We start from the raw sequence: 17,615 nt of genomic DNA on the forward strand, positions 1-17,615 counted from the left end.
GATCGAACGCCTGGCACCCGATCGTTTCGCACCCGATCGAACGCCTGGCACCCGATCGTTTCGCACCCGATCGAACGCCTGGCACCCGATCGTTTCGCACCCGATCGAACGCCTGGCACCCTCACCCCTCAAACATCATCCACATCCCCTCTCCGCCGGTCCCCACCACCTCGCCCGCACCTTCGTCCAGGCGCCGGAACACCTCGTTCCCGTTCACCCAGGTGCGCACCGGCCACCCCGTCAGATCTCGCCCCGCGTAAGGCGTCCAACCGCAGCGCGATCGCTGATCCTTATCCTCAACCCGCCGCATCATATGCGGATCGATCAGCACCAGATCGGCAAACGCCCCCTCCGCAATCCGGCCCCGATCCACCACCTGATGCACCCGCGCCGGCCCCTCGCACATCCAGCCAAGAACCTCCTCGTAGCTGCACACCCCGCGAAACGCCGCGTCCAGCATCAAGGGCAGGCTCAGCTCGACGCCGGGCACCCCGCTGGGCGCCTGTCCGTAGGGGTGCGCTTTCTCCTCCGGGGTATGCGGCGCATGATCGGTAGCGATCATCGCGACCTCCCCGCGCCCCAGCGCCTCCCACATCGCGTCGCGCTCCGCCTCGGTACGCAGCGGCGGGTTCATCTGCACCCGCGTCCCCCAGAACTCATAGTCGCGCGCATCCAGAAAGAGATGATGCGGACACACCTCACAGGTGATTCGCCCGCCACCGCCTACCTCCTCCAGCCGGGCCTGCGCCTCTTTCAACGCCAGAAGCTCCGCCCGCGTTGAGAGGTGCAGCACATGCACCCGACGCCCGAATCGCGCGGCCAGTTCCCCGGCCACCGCCACCGCCCGCGCGGCCGTCTCCGCGTCGCGAATCTCCGAGTGCACGCCCGGATCTTCGCGTCCCTCAAACATCGCCTCCCGCTCGCGCATCCGCTGCGGATCTTCGGCATGCACGCAGATCCGCCCCGAATACGCCTCAAAGATGCGCTCCAAATCCTCATAACGATCCACCAGCAGGTCGCCTGTTGAGTCCGCCATAAAGATCTTCAGCCCCGCCACAGCCGCCTCACCCTGCGAGGTAAGGATCGCCTCGAGGTTATGCGGATTGGCCCCGAAGTAGAGCCCCACATTGCAGCGCGCCTTCGCCCGCGCCACCTCCCGCTTCTCGCTCAACCTCTCCAGGGTCGTGGTTGCCGGCGAAGTGTTGGGCATATCGATCACCGAGGTGACGCCTCCGCTGACGGCGGCTGCGCTCCCCGAATCCCAATCTTCCTTATGCGTTGGACCCGGCTCGCGAAAATGCACATGCGCATCGATCACGCCAGGCCACAACCACCTCCCCTCCGCGCGAACCTCCTGCGCGTCGCCCGCATTGCCCACATCGCCCACTTTCGCGATGCGCTCGCCATCCACCAGCACATCCCCCTCCACTCGCCGGCCATCTTCCTCAAAGATCACCGCATCTCGAATCACCCATCGCGTCATCACTCCCCCTTTAGCTCTCAAGTGTGTCCATGATCTGTGCCACCGTCCCCTCCCACGCCTCGGCCTCCCGAGGCTCACCCAGCAGATACCCCTGCCCGAGCGCCACCCCCATCTGCTGCAACACCTCCAGATCGTCGAAGGTCTCAATGCCCTCGGCGATAAGCTCCGCGCCGCTGCGTTTGGCCAGATCTTGCAGGTACTGCGCCAGCGCTCGCTTGCGCTCGCTGCGCGCGATCCCGCGGGTCAGCTCAAGATCCATCTTGATGTAATCCGGCTCCAGCTCGGCAAGCAGGCGCAGATTCGCTGCCCCCGTTCCCACATCATCGAGCGCAAAGCGGTACCCCTCCTCTCTCAACTTACGCACCGTGGGCATGATCCTCACAAACTGCTCGTAGGTGATCTGTTCGGTCACCTCAAAGACAAGCTGATCCGGCCGCATCCTCGCCAGCCGCCAGCTCTCAAGCAGCGCCTGCAACTCCGGGTTCGACGCATAAAACGTGGGCGGAAGGCAGTTGATAAACAACTTCCCCTCTTCCCCGATCTCCGGCCTGCGCTCCAACGAGAGCGCCCGACACGCCTGGTCCAACTCCCCATCGAGCTCCGCCCGCGACGCCGCCACAAAAAGATGCACCCCCAACCGTTGCGCCGCCCCTCCCTCGGCCCGACTCAAGGCCTCAAAGCCCTCCACGCGCCGGTCCGCAAGGCGCACCACCGGCTGAAACAGCGTGCGAATCTTTCGCTGCGCGATCAGATGCCCCACCACCCGGCTGCGGCGACGTTGCTGATCGTGATAGCCCACCTGCGCCTCCGCCCGCGCCCGCCGAATCGCCCGATAGATCTGCCGACGAGGATCGACCGACGCGTTGGCCAGCACCATCGCGCTCCCCAGCGCAATGCGCTCCAAAGCCTGCTGCACCACCATCTGTGCCCGATCAAACGCTCCCAGAAGTCGCTCGTTGATCGCGTCGAGCGCCCCCTCTTCGATCAGGGCATCGCCCATCACAAACACCACCAGCGTATCGCCTCCCGAAGCCTCCACACACGCCACATCCGGCGCGCCCTTCACGCCCTCCACACCCTGCGCCAACCGCCCCATCAGGGCATCAAAGGCCCCGCCCCCGTGCTGGCGCTCCCACCCCTCAAGCTGGCTCGTGTCCACCACCCACAACCCCGAGCAACGCCGCGCGGCCACCGCCCCCCCCACCTCATCGAGCACCTCTCCCAGCGTCGGCAGGCGACCTCGAAACTGCGAGGCCTCCTCATCGCGCACCGCCTCCGAGAGCTCTTCCAACGCCTGCTGCTCCATGCCCCCGAAGGGATCGTCTTCCCACATTCGTTCAGCTCCCGTCGCGTCGTCCCGCCATAATCTTTCAATAAAGTTGTAATCCTCTCCGACGCTAGAAAGAGCGCCCCCCGCTGTCAATTCCGACCTTCGCCTCCGCCCACCACCACCTTGTCACCGCGCCGCCGCTCCGCTAACTTCCCCACCGGTATTCGTCTCGTTGACTTCCCACTCCCCCTTAGACTCAGGGTGTCCCATGACCCACGCCTTTGTGGTCCCCCGCGTCCCCTCGGTCGACGCCGTCGCCGTTGAGGAGCGCGCCGCCAAATTCCGCACGCGCAGCATCAAGAAAGACGCCAAGATCAAAGGCCTCAAGCTCGTCGCCTCCATGATCGACCTGACCACCCTGGAGGGCATGGACACCCCGGGCAAAGTTCAGATGCTCTGCCAGAAGGCCATCTCCCCGGGCTCAGGCTGCCCGCAGGTCGCCGCCATCTGCGTCTACCCCACGCTGGTTCCCGTGGCCAAAGCCGCACTCAAAGGCACCTCGATCAAAGTCGCCTCGGTGGCCACCTACTTCCCCAGCGGCCAGGCTTCGCTCAAAGAGCGCACCGACGAGGTCCGCCGCGCCGTCGAGGCCGGCGCCGACGAGATCGACATGGTCATCAGCCGCGGCGACTTTTTGGCCGGCCACTACGCCAAGATCGACGAGGAGATCCGCGCCACCCGCGAGGCCTGCGGCCCGGCGCACCTCAAAGTCATCCTCGAGACCGGGGAGCTTCAGACCTACGACAATGTGCGCCTGGCCAGCCAGATCGCCATCGACGCCGGCGCTCATTTTATCAAAACCTCCACCGGCAAGGTCTCCCCCGGCGCCACCATGCCGGTGACGCTGGTGATGCTGGAGGCCATCCGCGACCACTTCATCAACACCGGCAAGATGGTCGGCATGAAACCCGCCGGCGGCATCCGCGACTCCAAGCTCGCCATGCATTATCTGGCGATGGTCAAAGAGACCCTGGGCGACGCCTGGCTCTCCCCGGACTGGTTCCGCTTCGGTGCCTCCTCGCTGCTCAATGACGTGCTCATGCAGCTCGAGAAACAAAGCACCGGACGCTACCACTCCGACCGCTACCTCAGCCTGAGCTAAGCCCCCCGCCATGTACGCGCCGCCGCGGACAGACTCCCGGCGCCGCTCGAAAGACTTCTCTGCCCGACACGCCACGGAGAACCACCTTATGGGTAAGACGGCCAACACTTCAGTGCGCGACCTCCTCTTCGGCGACCTCTGGGACTACGCCCCGGCGCCCGAGTCGCGCGATCATCTCACCATCCACGAGCGCTACGGCCACTTCATCGACGGCAAATTCGTCGAAGGGGAAGACCACTTCCCCTCGATCAACCCCGCCACCGAAGAGCAGCTTTTTGAAGTCGCCTCCGCCGATGAGGCCACGGTCGACCTCGCGGTCAAAGCCGCCCGCAAAGCCTACGACAAGGTCTGGGGCAAGATGCCCGGCTCAGAGCGCGCCAAGTACCTCTACCGCATCGCCCGCATGATCCAGGAGAAAGCCCGCGCCCTGGCCGTGGCTGAATCCCTCGACGGCGGAAAGCCCATCAAGGAATCCCGCGACGTCGACATCCCCCTGGCCGCCGCCCACTTCTTCTACTACGCGGGCTGGGCCGACAAGCTCGAGTACGCGCTCCCCGGCGCCTCCCCCTCCCCCATCGGTGTGGCCGGGCAGATCATCCCCTGGAACTTCCCGCTTCTGATGGCCGCCTGGAAGATCGCCCCGGCCCTGGCCGCCGGCAACACCATCGTCATCAAGCCCGCCGAGACCACCCCGCTGACCGCGATGATGCTCGCCGAGATCATCCAGGAGGCCGATCTTCCCCCGGGGGTCGTCAACATCGTCAACGGCGCCGGCCAGACCGGCGCGGCCATCGTCAACCACCCCGATATCGACAAGATCGCCTTTACCGGCTCCACCGATGTCGGAAAGATCATCCAGCGCGCCCTGGCCGGCTCCCGCAAAAAGCTCACCCTGGAGCTCGGCGGCAAAGGCGCCAACATCATCTTCGATGACGCCTCCCTCGATCAGGCCGTCGAAGGCATCATCAACGGCATCTTCTTCAACCAGGGCCACGTCTGCTGCGCCGGTAGCCGCCTGCTCGTCCAGGAGAACATCGCCGACGAGCTCATGCACAAGCTCCGCCACCGCGTCTCCACGCTGATTGTCGGCGACCCGCTGGACAAGAACACCGACGTCGGCGCCATCAACTCCCGCGAGCAGCTCCTGCGCATCCAGGAGCTCGTCGCCGCAGGTAAAGATGAGGGCGCTCAGATCTTCCAGCCCTCCAGCCCGCTCCCCGAAAAAGGCTTCTTCTTCAAGCCCACCGTCTTCACCGAAGTCACCCCCTCGCACCGCATCGCCCGCGAGGAGATCTTCGGCCCGGTCTTAAGCGTGCTCACCTTCCGCACCCCGGAAGAGGCCATCGAGAAAGCCAACAACACCCCCTACGGCCTGGCCTGCGGGGTCTGGACCGACAAGGGCTCCCGACTCTTCCGCGTGGCCAACGCCCTTAAATGCGGCATCGTCTGGGGCAACACCTACAACCGCTTCGACCCGACCAGCCCCTTCGGCGGCTACAAAGAGAGCGGCTTCGGCCGCGAAGGTGGTCTCCACGGGCTTCTCCCCTACCTGGAGGTGCGCTAATGGCCAAATCAACCCCCACCCGTCTGCGCGTCCTCAAGACCTTCAAGCTCTACATCGGCGGGGCCTTCCCCCGCACCGAGAGCGGACGTTTTCTCCAGGAACACAACCCCAAGGGGCAGCTCGTGGCCAACTTCTGCCGCGCCTCGCGCAAAGATCTTCGCAACTCCGTGGTCGCCGCCCGCAAGGCCCAGCCCGGCTGGGCCGGACGCACCCCCTTTAACCGCGCCCAGATCCTCTACCGCATGGCCGAGGTCCTCGAATCGCGCCGCGAGTCCTTCGAGAGCGCCCTCGCCGAGCGCGCCGGCATCAAGAGCGCCGACGCCCAGGCGGAGGTCGACGCCGCCATTGATCGCCTGGTCTGGTACGCCGGCTGGGCCGATAAGTTCGTGCAGATCATGGGCACCACCAACCCGGTGGCCTCCCCCCACTTCAACATCACCAGCCCCGAGCCCACCGGCGTGGTCACGGCTTTTGCCCCCCGCAGCGCCCCCCTGCTCGGTCTCATCACCGCCATCGCGCCGGTGATCGTCTCGGGCAACGCGCTGGTGCTCGTCGTCGAAAACGAGCACCCCTCCATCGCCATCGACCTGGCGGAAGTCTTCCACTGCAGCGATCTTCCCGGCGGCGTCGTCAACATCCTCACCGGCCTGCGCGAGGAGCTCGTGCCCCACGCCGCCAAACACATGGACATCGACGCCATCGCCACCTTCGACGCCACCGACGAGGAGCGCCGCCTCATCGCCCTGGAGGCCGCCGAGAGCGTCAAGCGCGTGCACAACTTCGAGAGCCCGGCCAAACACGACTGGGCCCAGGCCAGCGCGCAGAGCCCCTACAACATTCTGCCCTTCGTCGAGTTCAAGACCGCCTGGCACCCCATCGAGAGCGGCGCGGCCATGGGCGCCAAATACTGATCGCGCGGTCTCGGCCGGGTGCCAGGGCTTCGATCATCGTGCCGTCGTTCGGGTGCCTGGCACCCTTACATGACGATGTAAATGTTCGGGTGCCTGGCACCCTTACACGACGATGTAAATGTTCGGGTGCCTGGCACCCTTACATGACGATGTAAATCGTTCGGGTGCCTGGCACCCTTACACGACGATGTAAATGTTCGGGTGCCTGGCACCCTTACATGACGATGTGAGTGATCGGGTGCCTGGCACCCGAACAAGACACCCCAACATTGCGCGACCAAAAAACGCGACCGCCCTCCGGCGGTCGCGTTTTTTGCTCACTTCCCATCCCGTCGCAATGATCGAATGCCTGGCACCCGATCACGACTCCGTAAACGATCGAATGCCTGGCACCCGATCACCCTACCCCTGATCGAAAAACCCCCACGCCCTCCTCACCGCCTCCGCGATGCGATGCGCCGAGGGCTTACCCGCATACCCCGCCTCCGGAATCGGACTGCCGATCCAGGGCAACACCAGCCGCGATGCCACAATCGCACCCTCGGTATGTCGCTCCTGATCTTCGTCCACGCCGGTCGACTTGAGCACGTCCACCAGAAACTGACCCAGCACATGCAGGGTCAACAGGGGAGCCAGCCGCGCGGCAAAGACCGCGGCCTGGTGGGCGTAGGGGTCGCCATGAATGACCATCGCCAGCAACGCGCTGGCCCGCTCACTCAACCCCTGGCGCACCGCCAGCGCCCCGGCCACAAGTTTGGCCTCACTCGCGCCTCCCTCCAGCGTGCGCCGCACCACACGCTCCACCGCACCGTCGAGGCGTACAACCAGCTCAGCAAGCAGCTCGTTAAGACGCTCGGCCTGCGCCTCACCGAAGCTGTCCTCAAACGCCAGCAGCTCCAGAAGCTCCTCGTTGCATAAGAGCGCCCGATCCTCCTCGCTGCGGATCACCTCCGCCCGCCCGTACGCCTCCCCAAACCCGACCTCCATCTTACGCGCGAACATCGCCGCCGGCGCCGTGTCCAGATAACGCGCCAAGACCTGCGCCCCCCCCTCCACCGACTCCCGCTCCAGACGCTTTTTCACAAGCTCATACTTATGCAGCTCCGCGTCGTAGCGCTGGCGCAGCCGCTCGGCCCGCTCCGCCAGCGGCGCGGCCATCCACCGCCCGAAGAGCGGCGCGAGCTCAGCGAGCGCCTCGGTCAGCCGCGCCTCCAGCGCCGCCGGAACCTCACCGGCACGCAACGCGCCGGCCACCACCGGATGCTCCACCACGCAGAGCATCACCCGAACATCGAGCCCCTCCGCACTCCCCGGCTCCCCCAGAACCTCCAGCAGCGCCCCGACCGCCCCCTCATCCAGCGCGCCGGCTCCCAGGATCGCATCGACCGCGTCCATCAACGTCTGCGCATTCGCCTCGTACTTCACATCATCCTCGCCAGTCGGGCTCTTGTTCTCGTCGTCTCGTCGCGTCACTTCACCCTCATGGCGCTTCGGCGCAACGTCCACGTCACGCACCTCAAAGGCGTCTCTCTTTAAAAAAAATCGGCGCTCTCGCGCAACTTCTCTCCGCGGCGCTCGACAACAGAAGGCAGGCGCACCGCGCTCGCTGTCCCCATCGAACTCTGACCTGCAGGCAGCCGCCATCACGCGCACGCCTCAAGGAGGACATACCATGCAACGCATCATTTGCGCTTCAGAAATCCCGACCACGTCCGCTTCCTTTGATGCCGATCGCCACCAACGCCCCGAATCGCGCCCGTGGCACGCCACTCTGGAGCGTCTGCGTATCCTCACCGCGCGCCACACCGATCGTCCCTGCGCCTGCCCCCACCGCCTCGATCACATCGCCCTGGATGGGCCCCATCAGCAACGCTCCCTGCCAGCCCTCATCCTGCGCTACGCCCAGGCCCTCACCCCCGAAGATCGCCACTGGCTCGCTGCCCTGACCACCGCCCACCTCGACCTCTTCACCATCGAGGGGCTCGATGGTACCACCCCCATCGCTCGCCATATCCTCGACGACTCCCTCTACCCGCTCCTCGACTGGGAAGACGGCCTCCCCCTTGCCCCGGGCCAACTTCTGGCCACACGTCAGGTGCGCGCACCGGCGCATCCGGGCAGGATGGCCACCTCCCCCATTCGCATCCCCCGTGCCCTGGCCGACGATCTGCTCTCCGCGCTCTGGCGTGCCCTGGCCGACGGCCCCCACGAGAGCTGGCGACCCTTTATGCGCGACCTCGGCGCCCGCATTCTCCTGAGCTACCTGCACGCCTCCCCTCCAACCGAGCCGGCAGACGCGCCCATCCCGGCGGCGGAGTGGCCCGCGCTCGAAGACGCCTTTCACCGCCTGGAGAGCGCCATCTTCAACGGCCGCCTCACCCCGCGTCTGCCCGCCAACCTGGGCTTCGGCCGCCAGGCCCGCATCCTCGACCTGGCACCGGGCCCCATCCTGCTTGTGCAACAGCACGGCTCAAGCGCCGCCCGCTCCCCCTGGCTGCGCGCGCGCCGCGCCGACCCGCACAACCTCGACCCCGACGCCCTTGATGCCCTCCTCGACGCCGGCCTCAACCCCTTTGAGCAGGGAGGCATCATCGTCGAGGCCACCGATCTCCTCGGCCACCGACGCGATCTTCAGGCCGACGACCTGCGTGCGCTCACCGCCGCCTGCCTCACCCTTCTGGCCCGCGCGCCCTACTCCCAACGGCCCGCGGTGACGCGTGACCATCATCCGCTCCGAACCCACCACGCCGCCTGAGCAGTCACCCTCCGTAGGCGCACCGAAACCCCACATCGGTGCGCCGCGCGGTGGCCTTTCGTTCCACTCTGGCCGTCGAACGCAGCTCAAAGGGGTTGCTCACCCAGCTCCCCCCGCGCACCGCTCCCAGAAGCGGGTCCTCACCCTCAACCCACTCCGCCACATTTCCCGCCATGTCCCAGACTCCGGCCGGACTCGCGCCGCCCTCATAACTCCCCACCGGCGCCGTCCACACATACCCGTCCAGCGCCCCGGCCACCGGCCCGCCCACCACATCACGCTCTCCCCAGTTGGCCGACTCGCTCTCCCAGTGATCCCCCCACGGGTACACCCCGCCATCGACGCCCCGCGCGGCCCGCTCCCACTGATCGTGGGTCGGCAGCGCCCCGCCAGCCCACCCGCAATACGCCCGCGCCTCCTCCCGGGTCACACACACCACCGCTCGCCACTCCTCCTTAAGCACCCGCGGCACCCGCAGGCTGACCTGCAACCCCCGCGGCGTCCACACCTCACACCCCTCATAATCAATCGCCGCGCACGCCCCCTCATCCACACAGCGCTGGTACGCCCCCACGCTCACCTCGAGCCGGTCGATCGCATACGCCTTAAGCTCCACAGTGCGCTGAGGATACTCCCCGGCCAAAAGCTCCTCCTGCTCACAACGCTCCGGTTCGTCGCGCTCTAGCCGATGGCAGCTCAACATCATAAAAGACTGCGCCTGCTCGCTGAGCCCCCGAAGATAAGGCCCCGCCTCAACCTCCACACGCCCCGGCTCCCCGCGCTCAGCGACCTGCTGCGCCCCCTCCATCACCGCCGCACGCTGCAGGTACACCCAACTCATCCACGCCAGCGCCACACAGCACACCGCCGCCGAGGCCCACACCACCCCGCCGACCTGCCCGCTCCAACGCCGCAGCTCGCCATCTCTCGCGCGCGCCCGCGCCTGATCCCCCTCCTCCAGGGAAGCCTCATCCCCCCTGAGCCCCTCCCGGACCGAGATGGCGCGCATCCCCTCCATCACCGTGCGCCCCTCCTCAGCCGCCCAAAGCCCGCTGCTGCTCGTATCGCTCGGGGTGACGCCGCGCGAGGTCCCCTCCGCAGCCCCCGCAGAGGCGCGCCGCACCGGCGTCATCCCCTCGCGCACCGTATCGGCCGGCCGCATCCGATAGCCGCACCGCCCGCAAAAAGGCGCCCCCGACGACTGCTCCGCCCCACACTCCGGGCAACTGACCTGACTGACTTCGCTCATCGGCTCATCGCTTGCGCCCCTTAAGGCGACCGTCTACCATGCCGCCCGACTTCCCGGGCACCTTCTGCGTTTGTGTTCCCCTCCCGGGGCCGTCCTTCGGTCCGATGACCTTTGTAGAACCTGTCGATAGCTCGCGGCAACCGCCCGCCTTATTTTTAGGAGCCTCCCATGCGACTTCCACTGCGCGCCCTCTCCCTCGCCATCATCCTCGGCACCTCCTCGCTCGCCTGTGAGAGCAAGCCCGCCGAGGAGGCTCCCGTAGAGGCCAGCGACCAGGCTCCCGCCACCGAAGAAGCCGCCGAAGAAGCCACCGAAGCAACTGGCGAGAGCGCCGAAGATGACGAGAACGCCGAAGTAGGCGAAGAAACCGTCGAAGAGCTCGCCCAGGGCCAGTGGGTGCAGAGCGACCTCTACGCGGTGCGCTTCCGCGTCCCCGGTGACTGGAACGTCCGCCGCACCGCTGAGGCCGTCTCCGCCACCGCACCCGACGGCACCACCACCGTCCTGCTCGCTGGCTCCGAATCCGACAGCACCATCCAGGCCGCCATCAACGACCTGAAAACCGAAGTCGAGTTCAAAGACATCAACTTCGACAACAGCGGCCTGACCACCATCAACGGCATGCCCGGCACCCGCGGCACCGGCTCGGCCGTGCTCGTCGAAGAAGACGGCGACCGCGAGATCCAGTTCCTCGGCTACGCCGTGCGCGTGGGCACCAACAACGTCACCCTGATGGTCTTCAGCGACGCCGCGATGTACGAAGCCCAGAAAGATGTCATCGACGGCATCGCCCAGACCCTCACCCGTATCTAACTTCAAAAAGAGGCGCACACCGCGCCCCTTCTCATCTCCGAACCAACAAGGCACATCCCCATGTCCGAACTCTTTGCCCGCATCAAAGACGACGTCAAAACCGCCATGAAGGCCCGCGACACCGAGCGCCTCAGCACCCTGCGCATGCTCCAGTCCACGATCAAAAATCAGGAGATCGAGCTCAAGCGCCCGCTGACCGACGACGAGATCACCGACGTGCTGGCCACCGAGATCAAAAAACGCCGCCAGTCCGCCGAAGTCTACGAGTCCGGCGGCCGCCCCGAGCTCGCCGAAAAAGAGATCCAGGAGATCGGATTCCTTCAGGAATACCTCCCCGCCCAACTCTCCGATGAAGAAGCCGGCGCCATCGTCGCTGACGCCATCGCCGAGGTCGGCGCCGAGTCCCGCAAAGACATGGGCAAGGTCATGGGCGTGGTCATCCCCAAACTCAAAGGCGTCTACGACACCTCCAAAGTCAAAGATCTGGTCCTGGCCAAACTCGGCTGAGACATCGATTCAGCTCCAACCCAAAACCCCGGTCACCTCAGGCGACCGGGGTTTTTCGTTGTTTGCGTGTAATCGAACGCCTGGCACTCGATCTTCTTAGCCATGTTCGAACGCCTGGCACCCGATCGTCTCAGCCATGTTCGAACGCCTGGCACTCGATCTTCTCCGCACCCGATCGTCTCCCCCAAATCCACAAACTCCCCCCTGATCAAAAAAATCAGTGCATGCCGTCGTCGCCGAAGTCCGGCGTGCGGAAGCCAACCTCGTCCAGGAGCCCGAAGATCTCCGAGGTGCACTTTAAGCCGCTCGACGGAAACTGAATCCCGCTCCCCTCAAAACGTGCCAGAAACAAGATCGGATCGGCCCCACGGGTATACCCCAGCTGCACCAGCGTGGCCTCCGGGATGAACTCATCGCGCGAGATATGAATCCGCTCCCCCAGCACATAGAGCCCCTCCGGCTTGAGCGGGGTGAGCGTGGAGACGTAGGCCGGCTCGCGAATCAGATAGCCCTTCTCATGAAAACTCCACCGGTTATGCGCGTTGGCCGCCGGCAGCAGCAACAGGGGCGGACCCTGCTGCGAGTGGTTATGAAAATACACCAGCAGGTTCTCCCGAACCCACTGCTCTTTGCCGGGCAAAGCCTCGGTGGTGCGGTACAACCCGCAGGGCGGTAGACTTACATGCATCAGCTTGGTTCTCGCGTCAGGGGCATCCAGGCGGGCTTAACGTCCACCACGCTTGTTGACCAGCGTCTTGGCCATGCGCTGGACCTGGTGGGAGACGTTGCGATTGCGCGTCAAATCGCGCAGATCTTTGGTGCGAAGATGGTTCAAAAAGCTCATCACATCGCTGAGCGGCGTCTTCGGGTTCATCGTCAGACTGACCATCACATCGTAATGCCGCGTCCAGTCGCGGTTCATCGCGATATACTTAATGACACCCTCGGGGATCGATTTATTCGAGGCCAGCTGGCGAATGTCCGCCGGACGCAGCCGCGGTGAGCGAATCGCCGCCAGGTGCACAAGTTTGTTGGAGTCGCGCACCAGAATGTTGATCGCCTCTTTGCTGCCCACCGACGCCAGGCGAATCTTCTGCGAGAGGTTCATCTGCGCGATCTGGCTGTAGAGGCTCCCCTTACGACGGCGCTCCTCCACAACCTCTTCTTCCTCATCCTCCTCATCACCCATCAGCTCGCGTTGCATCCGCTCGCGCTCCGAGCGCGTCAGGCTCGGATCATCGAGCTTCGAGAGCATCTCCTCCTCAGATTTGCGACGGGTCTGCTCCTGCTGCAACACGCCGGCAAAGGCCTCATCATCGAGGCCACCCTCGCTGGTCAGCGGCTCCCCGCTGCGCAACGCCTCCTCAAGCCCGGGAAGCCCGGAGAGATCGACATCGTTACGCCGGGCCAGATCGATGAGCTTATCGACCGTCGCCATGCGCGCGCGCGTATTGGTGTAGAGCGCCTCAATGATCGCCGGGGTGCGCAAGACCCGCACCTGGTTGTTGGCGATGATCTCGCAGACCTCCGCGCTGGCCTCCTGCGCCAGGCGCACAATCGTGCGGTCGTCGGTGCCCTTGTTGAGCGCGATGGCCTGGGCCACCGTCTCGCTCGCGCGCAGCTCCGCCACCCAGTCGAGCACCCCGGCCGGCTGCTCGGCCTGCAACGCCGGCAACAACACCGCCTCGGGCATCCCGTCGAGCGCCTCGCTCACAGCCTGCGTCAGCGCCCCGTCAAAATGCAGCTGATAAAACACCCGGATCAGCTGATCCGGCGGCGCCGGCACCATCCCGCGCGCCGCCATCATCTTCATCGGCGCCGGCGCCTGCGGCCCCACATGCGTACGTAGATTCGGTGCAAAACTCTCCAGCGCCAGCGGCTGACGTTCAAACTCCTCGCTCATCGAGTGTCCCGGTCCTTAATCCATACGTTTTCAAAGGGCTTTGAATGACAGCCTCCACCTTAAGTGCGCCCCCCACCTTTGGCAACGCACCATCCTTGTTCGAACGCCTGGCACCCGTTCGGCAGCACACGATCCTCATCGCCTTGTCCGAACGCCTGGCACACGATCCTCATCGCCACGTTCGAACGCCTGGCACTCGATCACCACCTTCGCGATCGAACGCCTGGCACTCGATCACCACCTTCGCGATCGAACGCCTGGCACCCGAACGCCTCAACGACGACGCCTCCACCAGACCATCACCCCGCTCATCCCCAACCACCCCATCGCACCCGGCGCTCCGCGGCCTCCTGCCACCCCACATCCTCCCTCCCCCTGCCCATCCTCCTCCCCGGTGCCAGGCACCCGAACCTGCTCCTCCTCAACCTCGAGCCAAAACTCCCTCAAACTTTCATCGACCGAGATGTACGTCAGCACCACCGGCTCCCCATCCGGCCCGCTCACAAGCCCCAACTCCACGCCGGCGGCCAACCTCTCCCAGTACCCCACCGCCAGGCGCTCGCCATCATCCACGCTGCGAAGATCGAGCACCCGCTGCCCGTCCGAAGCCTGCCGAAGCGCGGCGATGTAGCCCGCCCCCACCCAGCCCCGCGCCACATCACTCAAAGGCACCCACCGACCCTCCAACTCGCCATCAAACTCCAGCTCACGATCGAAGATCGCCTCCTGACCCAGAACCCGCGTCACCCCGCTGAGAGCCTCCCCCCGCACCCGCCAGAACACCACCACCGAGCCATCGTCGAGCCCGTGCACAGGCCCCACCACCTCCCGCGCCTCCCAGCCCTCGATCGGCGGCGCCACATCCTGCCACCCTCCCGCACCGTCATAGCTCCAGAGCCGACGCCCCACGCCCTGCAGCTCCCCCAGGGTCACCCAGAAGCCGCCCGTCGCATCCGCCGAAACATCGTCGATCACCTCCCCCTGCCCCCCCTCGGGCCGCGCCCCCACCACCATCACCTCGCCATCTTCCACATCGACGCCATGCAGCTGCACCGTCTCCCGCGGACTTCCCCCGACCGACTCCTCGGCCTGCGTGAGCACCGTCACCATCCCGCTCATCGCGTCAAAGGCCATCCCGCGCGCCGTCGCCTCCCAGGTCCCCACATAGCCCTCATCCTCAGCAATCTGGCGATCTTCCACCGCCCAGACCTCCTCCCCGCTGTGGTTAATCCTCGCCACAAACCCGGTGGCCAGCCCCGCCGGAAGATCCATACGATCGCCGCGCACCACAAAGCCCGCCCCGTCGGGGAGCACCACCGCGTCCTCACAACGCGAGGGCGCCCCGGCCCGGCGGTAGCGGTAGCTCAACGCCTCATCCTCATAGGCCACCACCACCACACAGCGCGACGCGAGCTCCTCGCCCTCACTCATCACCAGCAGTGTGGTGCCCGCCCCATCGTCGCGCACCTGCGCAAGACGCGGATCGACGTCGGCGGGCGCATCCCAGCTCCGCAACGAGCGCGAGCTCAAGGTCTGGGCCCCGGCCGCGCTCGCCAACAGCGTCAGCGCAACCAGCGCCACGCCCCCCATCCCGAGTCGCCACCCCGCCTTTTCGACCTTCCCTGCCACCATGCCCATCCCTCTGCTCACCCAACAAAAAAGCTCGCCGGCATCCCGCCGACGAGCTTTTATCTTAACCTCACCCCACCCCGGGGAAACCAGCAAAGTTCGAGTGCCTGTCCCCCGCGTCTTTACGCACGATAATGCGCCACCCAGCCGTCCTTCGATTCAAAGACCCGGATGCAGGTGATCGTCTTATCTTCACACAGATCGAACCAGTGCCAGGTCCCCTGCGGCACGACCAGCAGATCGCCCGGGTGAACCTCCACATCAAAGACCTTGTCGTCTTCGCCGTGAATCGTGAACACCCCGCGACCATCGACCACAAAGCGCACCTCATCTTCGGTGTGCTCATGCTCCTTGTCGAACTTCGCCAGCAACGCATCCAGGTTCGGCGTCTCCGGCGTCAGCGCGATCACATCGGCGGACTGATAGCCCCCGCGCTCTTTGAGCGCGGCGATCTCGTCGGCGAACACCTTGAGGATGCGCTCCTGCTCGCTCTGCGCCTCCATCGCGCGGGCCTCTTCGGTGTGCAGCTTGGAGATATCCCAGCGCTCGTAGCCCAGCCCGTACCCCTTCACAAACGCGTCGATCGCGGCTGCGTCCGTCAACACTTCGTCCGTCCCGCGCACTCGCAATTCAGCCATCGTCTTCCTCCTGATCATCTCGTCGATGACCCGCTTTTGCAGGTCTGGCGTCTTCGTGGTGAAGACACCGGTTAATCCCTATCTCTCAGCTGGGTTTTACCTGCAGCAGCACACTCGCCGCAAGCCATGCCCTCAAACTTTCAACCTCCCCCCACTCTTCCCCCGTCCCCCCAAAAATAAACGCGCCGCCGATGTACACCGACGACGCGTTTTTTCAATCCCGATTCACAGCGCAGGTGCCGATCAGAGCCGGAAGATCAAAAACTCCAGGATCCGCTGCATATCTTCACCCAGGCTGCTCTGCTCTTTATTATGGAAGGACGTAAACACCACCGTCCCATAATTGGGCTGCTCGCGCTGGGTCACCAGAAGCGGCGAGTCCTGCACCGTCACCGTCGACGACGACGAGCTGCAGTTGGGGGAGCAACGCGAGACATCCCCCCTGAAATGCACCTGGGCGTTCGGCCCGGCTGAGCGCGCCACAACCCAGGCCACGTCACCCGACGAGAACTGAATGCTCGCCGTCGTATCGTTGAGCAGGGTCTGCATCTCCACCGAGTCCACCGCCGCCTCCACCGTCTGCGGCGCCGACCCCACCCGGGCCTCGGCCAGGGTCGACCCTTCAAACTCGATCATCCCCTCAAACACCTCGCTAATAAAGGGGTGCGCCCAGTCCGAGACGTAGAGGCTGTTGCCGTTAGCCACAAACTGCCGCAGGTTCTGGGCAATCAGCGTCATATTCGCCCCCCGCGCCTGCAAATCTCCCCAGAGCGTGCCGCACTCAATAAAGAGGATCCGGAAGTAGTCCAGCTGTGCCGGGTTCTCCAAAAAGAGTTTGGCGCGATCCACCCCGGTCGAACCAAACACCGACGCGTCCTGCCCCATCAACGTGTACTCCAGATCCAGGCTCTGCAAGATCTGACGCACGTTATCGTATTGCCCCTGCAGCACCGCGATGGGCACCTCACTGGCGTCCACACACAACTTATCGGCATCGGCTGTCAGATCGGTGGTCTGCCCGTTGTAGAGCGTCACCTGACGGGTGTTCGAGAACGAGCCGGAGCTCACCTCCACCTCATGCAAACCCGCCGGCACATCGGCGAACTCAAAGGTGCCGTCGCTGCCGGTGCGGGTGCTCATCTCAAAGGGCTCCCCCTCACAGTTGACGCCTCGAATCGTGGCGTTGGCCGCCGCCAACACCTGACCGTTGGTCGCGCAGGCCCGCGCAATCAGCTGACCGGGGCCGCAATCCTCCGGCGGCTCCACCACATCGCCCCCATCCGGCTCGCCAGCGTCCGACCCACCATCGGGGTTGCCCGTATCTTCTGGCGCGTCCGTATCGGGCTCCTCATTGGGAGAGCCGCTGTCCTCATCGCCGGCGTCCTGCTCATCGCCGCCAACATCCTGACCCGGCCCCGCCGACATGCAGAGCCCGCTGACCGGGTTGAGCTGCATGCCTGCCGGGCACGCATCCCGCTCGCCATCGAGCACATCTTCGGCGCACCCCGCCCCCAGGCTCAGCACTCCCACACACATCAGCCCGATCATCCACCGCTTCACCACCTTCATAGCTTCCTCGTATCAAATAGCATTCTGCCGTCCCGGGACTGCGTGCATCTCGTTTTTTCGTACTTCACGCACCGGACACTTCGGCGCAGCATCGCCGGGTGGCGATCCTTCATGTTTTTTCCTGAGCGATCTCAAGCGGCGTAGTTTAGCAAATCCTTAGTT

General features: G+C 65.2%; 15 protein-coding genes. 6 read left to right on the forward strand and 9 right to left on the reverse strand.

The features are described from left to right. Window positions 1–121: 121 nt before the first annotated feature. Both pyrC and FRC96_RS14455 read right to left on the reverse strand, forming a co-directional pair. Entirely contained in the window at window positions 122–1,483 is a 1,362-nt protein-coding gene (gene pyrC / locus FRC96_RS14450) for a dihydroorotase (protein ID WP_146975395.1), read from the reverse strand. 10 nt (window positions 1,484–1,493) lie between these two features. Continuing rightward, entirely contained in the window at window positions 1,494–2,816 is a 1,323-nt protein-coding gene (locus FRC96_RS14455; protein WP_146975397.1) for an EAL domain-containing protein, read from the reverse strand. Between the two features lie 205 nt (window positions 2,817–3,021). Between FRC96_RS14455 and deoC the strand changes: the two genes are divergently transcribed. The 3 genes from deoC (at window position 3,022) to FRC96_RS14470 (ending at window position 6,390) form a co-directional block, all read left to right on the forward strand. Then, a complete protein-coding gene (deoC, locus tag FRC96_RS14460; protein WP_146975398.1) occupies window positions 3,022–3,915 on the forward strand; it encodes a deoxyribose-phosphate aldolase in 894 nt (297 codons plus the stop codon). Between the two features lie 88 nt (window positions 3,916–4,003). Next, the gene (locus tag FRC96_RS14465) at window positions 4,004–5,479 is read left to right on the forward strand and encodes an aldehyde dehydrogenase family protein (RefSeq protein ID WP_146975400.1); all 1,476 of its coding nucleotides are present in this window, start codon (window positions 4,004–4,006) and stop codon (window positions 5,477–5,479) included. Further along, a complete protein-coding gene (locus FRC96_RS14470) occupies window positions 5,479–6,390 on the forward strand; it encodes an aldehyde dehydrogenase family protein (RefSeq protein WP_146975402.1) in 912 nt (303 codons plus the stop codon). Before FRC96_RS14465 ends, FRC96_RS14470 begins: the two co-directional genes overlap by 1 nt. Window positions 6,391–6,792: 402 nt before the next feature. Here the strand turns inward: FRC96_RS14470 and FRC96_RS14475 are convergent, their stop codons facing one another. Next, window positions 6,793–7,863 carry a hypothetical protein gene (locus FRC96_RS14475; RefSeq protein ID WP_146975404.1) on the reverse strand — a complete coding sequence of 357 codons (1,071 nt, stop codon included), beginning with the start codon at window positions 7,861–7,863 and terminating at the stop codon, window positions 6,793–6,795. A 199-nt stretch (window positions 7,864–8,062) separates the two neighbouring features. On the opposite strand from FRC96_RS14475, the gene FRC96_RS14480 reads away from it, so the two are divergent. After that, window positions 8,063–9,145, forward strand: coding sequence for a hypothetical protein (locus FRC96_RS14480; RefSeq protein ID WP_146975406.1), 1,083 nt, complete (start codon window positions 8,063–8,065; stop codon window positions 9,143–9,145). A gap of 4 nt (window positions 9,146–9,149) precedes the next feature. On the opposite strand, the gene FRC96_RS14485 is transcribed toward FRC96_RS14480, so the two are convergent. Next, the gene (locus FRC96_RS14485) at window positions 9,150–10,394 is read right to left on the reverse strand and encodes an SUMF1/EgtB/PvdO family nonheme iron enzyme (RefSeq protein ID WP_146975408.1); all 1,245 of its coding nucleotides are present in this window, start codon (window positions 10,392–10,394) and stop codon (window positions 9,150–9,152) included. A gap of 168 nt (window positions 10,395–10,562) precedes the next feature. On the opposite strand from FRC96_RS14485, the gene FRC96_RS14490 reads away from it, so the two are divergent. After that, window positions 10,563–11,207 (forward strand): hypothetical protein, encoded by a 645-nt coding sequence (locus FRC96_RS14490; protein ID WP_146975410.1) that lies wholly within the window; start codon window positions 10,563–10,565, stop codon window positions 11,205–11,207. Window positions 11,208–11,267: 60 nt separating this feature from the next. Then, on the forward strand, window positions 11,268–11,714 hold the full coding sequence (locus FRC96_RS14495; RefSeq protein WP_146975412.1) for a GatB/YqeY domain-containing protein: 447 nt from the start codon (window positions 11,268–11,270) through the stop codon (window positions 11,712–11,714). Window positions 11,715–11,931: 217 nt separating this feature from the next. Here FRC96_RS14495 and FRC96_RS14500 read toward each other — a convergent pair whose 3' ends face one another. From FRC96_RS14500 to FRC96_RS14520, 5 genes are all read right to left on the reverse strand, one after another. Further along, complete coding sequence (locus FRC96_RS14500) at window positions 11,932–12,402, reverse strand: hypothetical protein (RefSeq protein ID WP_146975413.1); 471 nt, start codon at window positions 12,400–12,402, stop codon at window positions 11,932–11,934. A gap of 36 nt (window positions 12,403–12,438) precedes the next feature. Next, window positions 12,439–13,617, reverse strand: coding sequence for a hypothetical protein (locus FRC96_RS14505; protein WP_146975415.1), 1,179 nt, complete (start codon window positions 13,615–13,617; stop codon window positions 12,439–12,441). Between the two features lie 273 nt (window positions 13,618–13,890). Next, window positions 13,891–15,249: a hypothetical protein gene (locus tag FRC96_RS14510; protein ID WP_146975417.1), complete on the reverse strand. Its 1,359-nt coding sequence runs from the start codon at window positions 15,247–15,249 to the stop codon at window positions 13,891–13,893. A gap of 119 nt (window positions 15,250–15,368) precedes the next feature. Then, on the reverse strand, window positions 15,369–15,884 hold the full coding sequence (locus FRC96_RS14515) for a 1,2-dihydroxy-3-keto-5-methylthiopentene dioxygenase (RefSeq protein WP_230470278.1): 516 nt from the start codon (window positions 15,882–15,884) through the stop codon (window positions 15,369–15,371). Between the two features lie 243 nt (window positions 15,885–16,127). Beyond that, a complete protein-coding gene (locus tag FRC96_RS14520) occupies window positions 16,128–17,453 on the reverse strand; it encodes a carboxypeptidase-like regulatory domain-containing protein (protein ID WP_146975418.1) in 1,326 nt (441 codons plus the stop codon). Between the last annotated feature and the right edge of the window lie 162 nt (window positions 17,454–17,615).

This window comes from Lujinxingia vulgaris, assembly GCF_007997005.1.
Classification (GTDB): Bacteria; Myxococcota_A; Bradymonadia; order Bradymonadales; family Bradymonadaceae; genus Lujinxingia.

Excerpts from the sequence above, each read along its gene's own strand:
- pyrC (WP_146975395.1), bottom strand. The coding sequence starts at position 1,483 with ATGACGCGATGGGTGATTCGAGATGCGGTGATCTTTGAGGAAGATGGC.
- FRC96_RS14455 (WP_146975397.1), bottom strand. The coding sequence starts at position 2,816 with ATGTGGGAAGACGATCCCTTCGGGGGCATGGAGCAGCAGGCGTTGGAA.
- deoC (WP_146975398.1), top strand. The coding sequence starts at position 3,022 with ATGACCCACGCCTTTGTGGTCCCCCGCGTCCCCTCGGTCGACGCCGTC.
- FRC96_RS14465 (WP_146975400.1), top strand. The coding sequence starts at position 4,004 with ATGGGTAAGACGGCCAACACTTCAGTGCGCGACCTCCTCTTCGGCGAC.
- FRC96_RS14470 (WP_146975402.1), top strand. The coding sequence starts at position 5,479 with ATGGCCAAATCAACCCCCACCCGTCTGCGCGTCCTCAAGACCTTCAAG.
- FRC96_RS14480 (WP_146975406.1), top strand. The coding sequence starts at position 8,063 with ATGCAACGCATCATTTGCGCTTCAGAAATCCCGACCACGTCCGCTTCC.
- FRC96_RS14485 (WP_146975408.1), bottom strand. The coding sequence starts at position 10,394 with ATGAGCGAAGTCAGTCAGGTCAGTTGCCCGGAGTGTGGGGCGGAGCAG.
- FRC96_RS14490 (WP_146975410.1), top strand. The coding sequence starts at position 10,563 with ATGCGACTTCCACTGCGCGCCCTCTCCCTCGCCATCATCCTCGGCACC.
- FRC96_RS14495 (WP_146975412.1), top strand. The coding sequence starts at position 11,268 with ATGTCCGAACTCTTTGCCCGCATCAAAGACGACGTCAAAACCGCCATG.
- FRC96_RS14500 (WP_146975413.1), bottom strand. The coding sequence starts at position 12,402 with ATGCATGTAAGTCTACCGCCCTGCGGGTTGTACCGCACCACCGAGGCT.
- FRC96_RS14505 (WP_146975415.1), bottom strand. The coding sequence starts at position 13,617 with ATGAGCGAGGAGTTTGAACGTCAGCCGCTGGCGCTGGAGAGTTTTGCA.
- FRC96_RS14510 (WP_146975417.1), bottom strand. The coding sequence starts at position 15,249 with ATGGTGGCAGGGAAGGTCGAAAAGGCGGGGTGGCGACTCGGGATGGGG.
- FRC96_RS14515 (WP_230470278.1), bottom strand. The coding sequence starts at position 15,884 with ATGGCTGAATTGCGAGTGCGCGGGACGGACGAAGTGTTGACGGACGCA.
- FRC96_RS14520 (WP_146975418.1), bottom strand. The coding sequence starts at position 17,453 with ATGAAGGTGGTGAAGCGGTGGATGATCGGGCTGATGTGTGTGGGAGTG.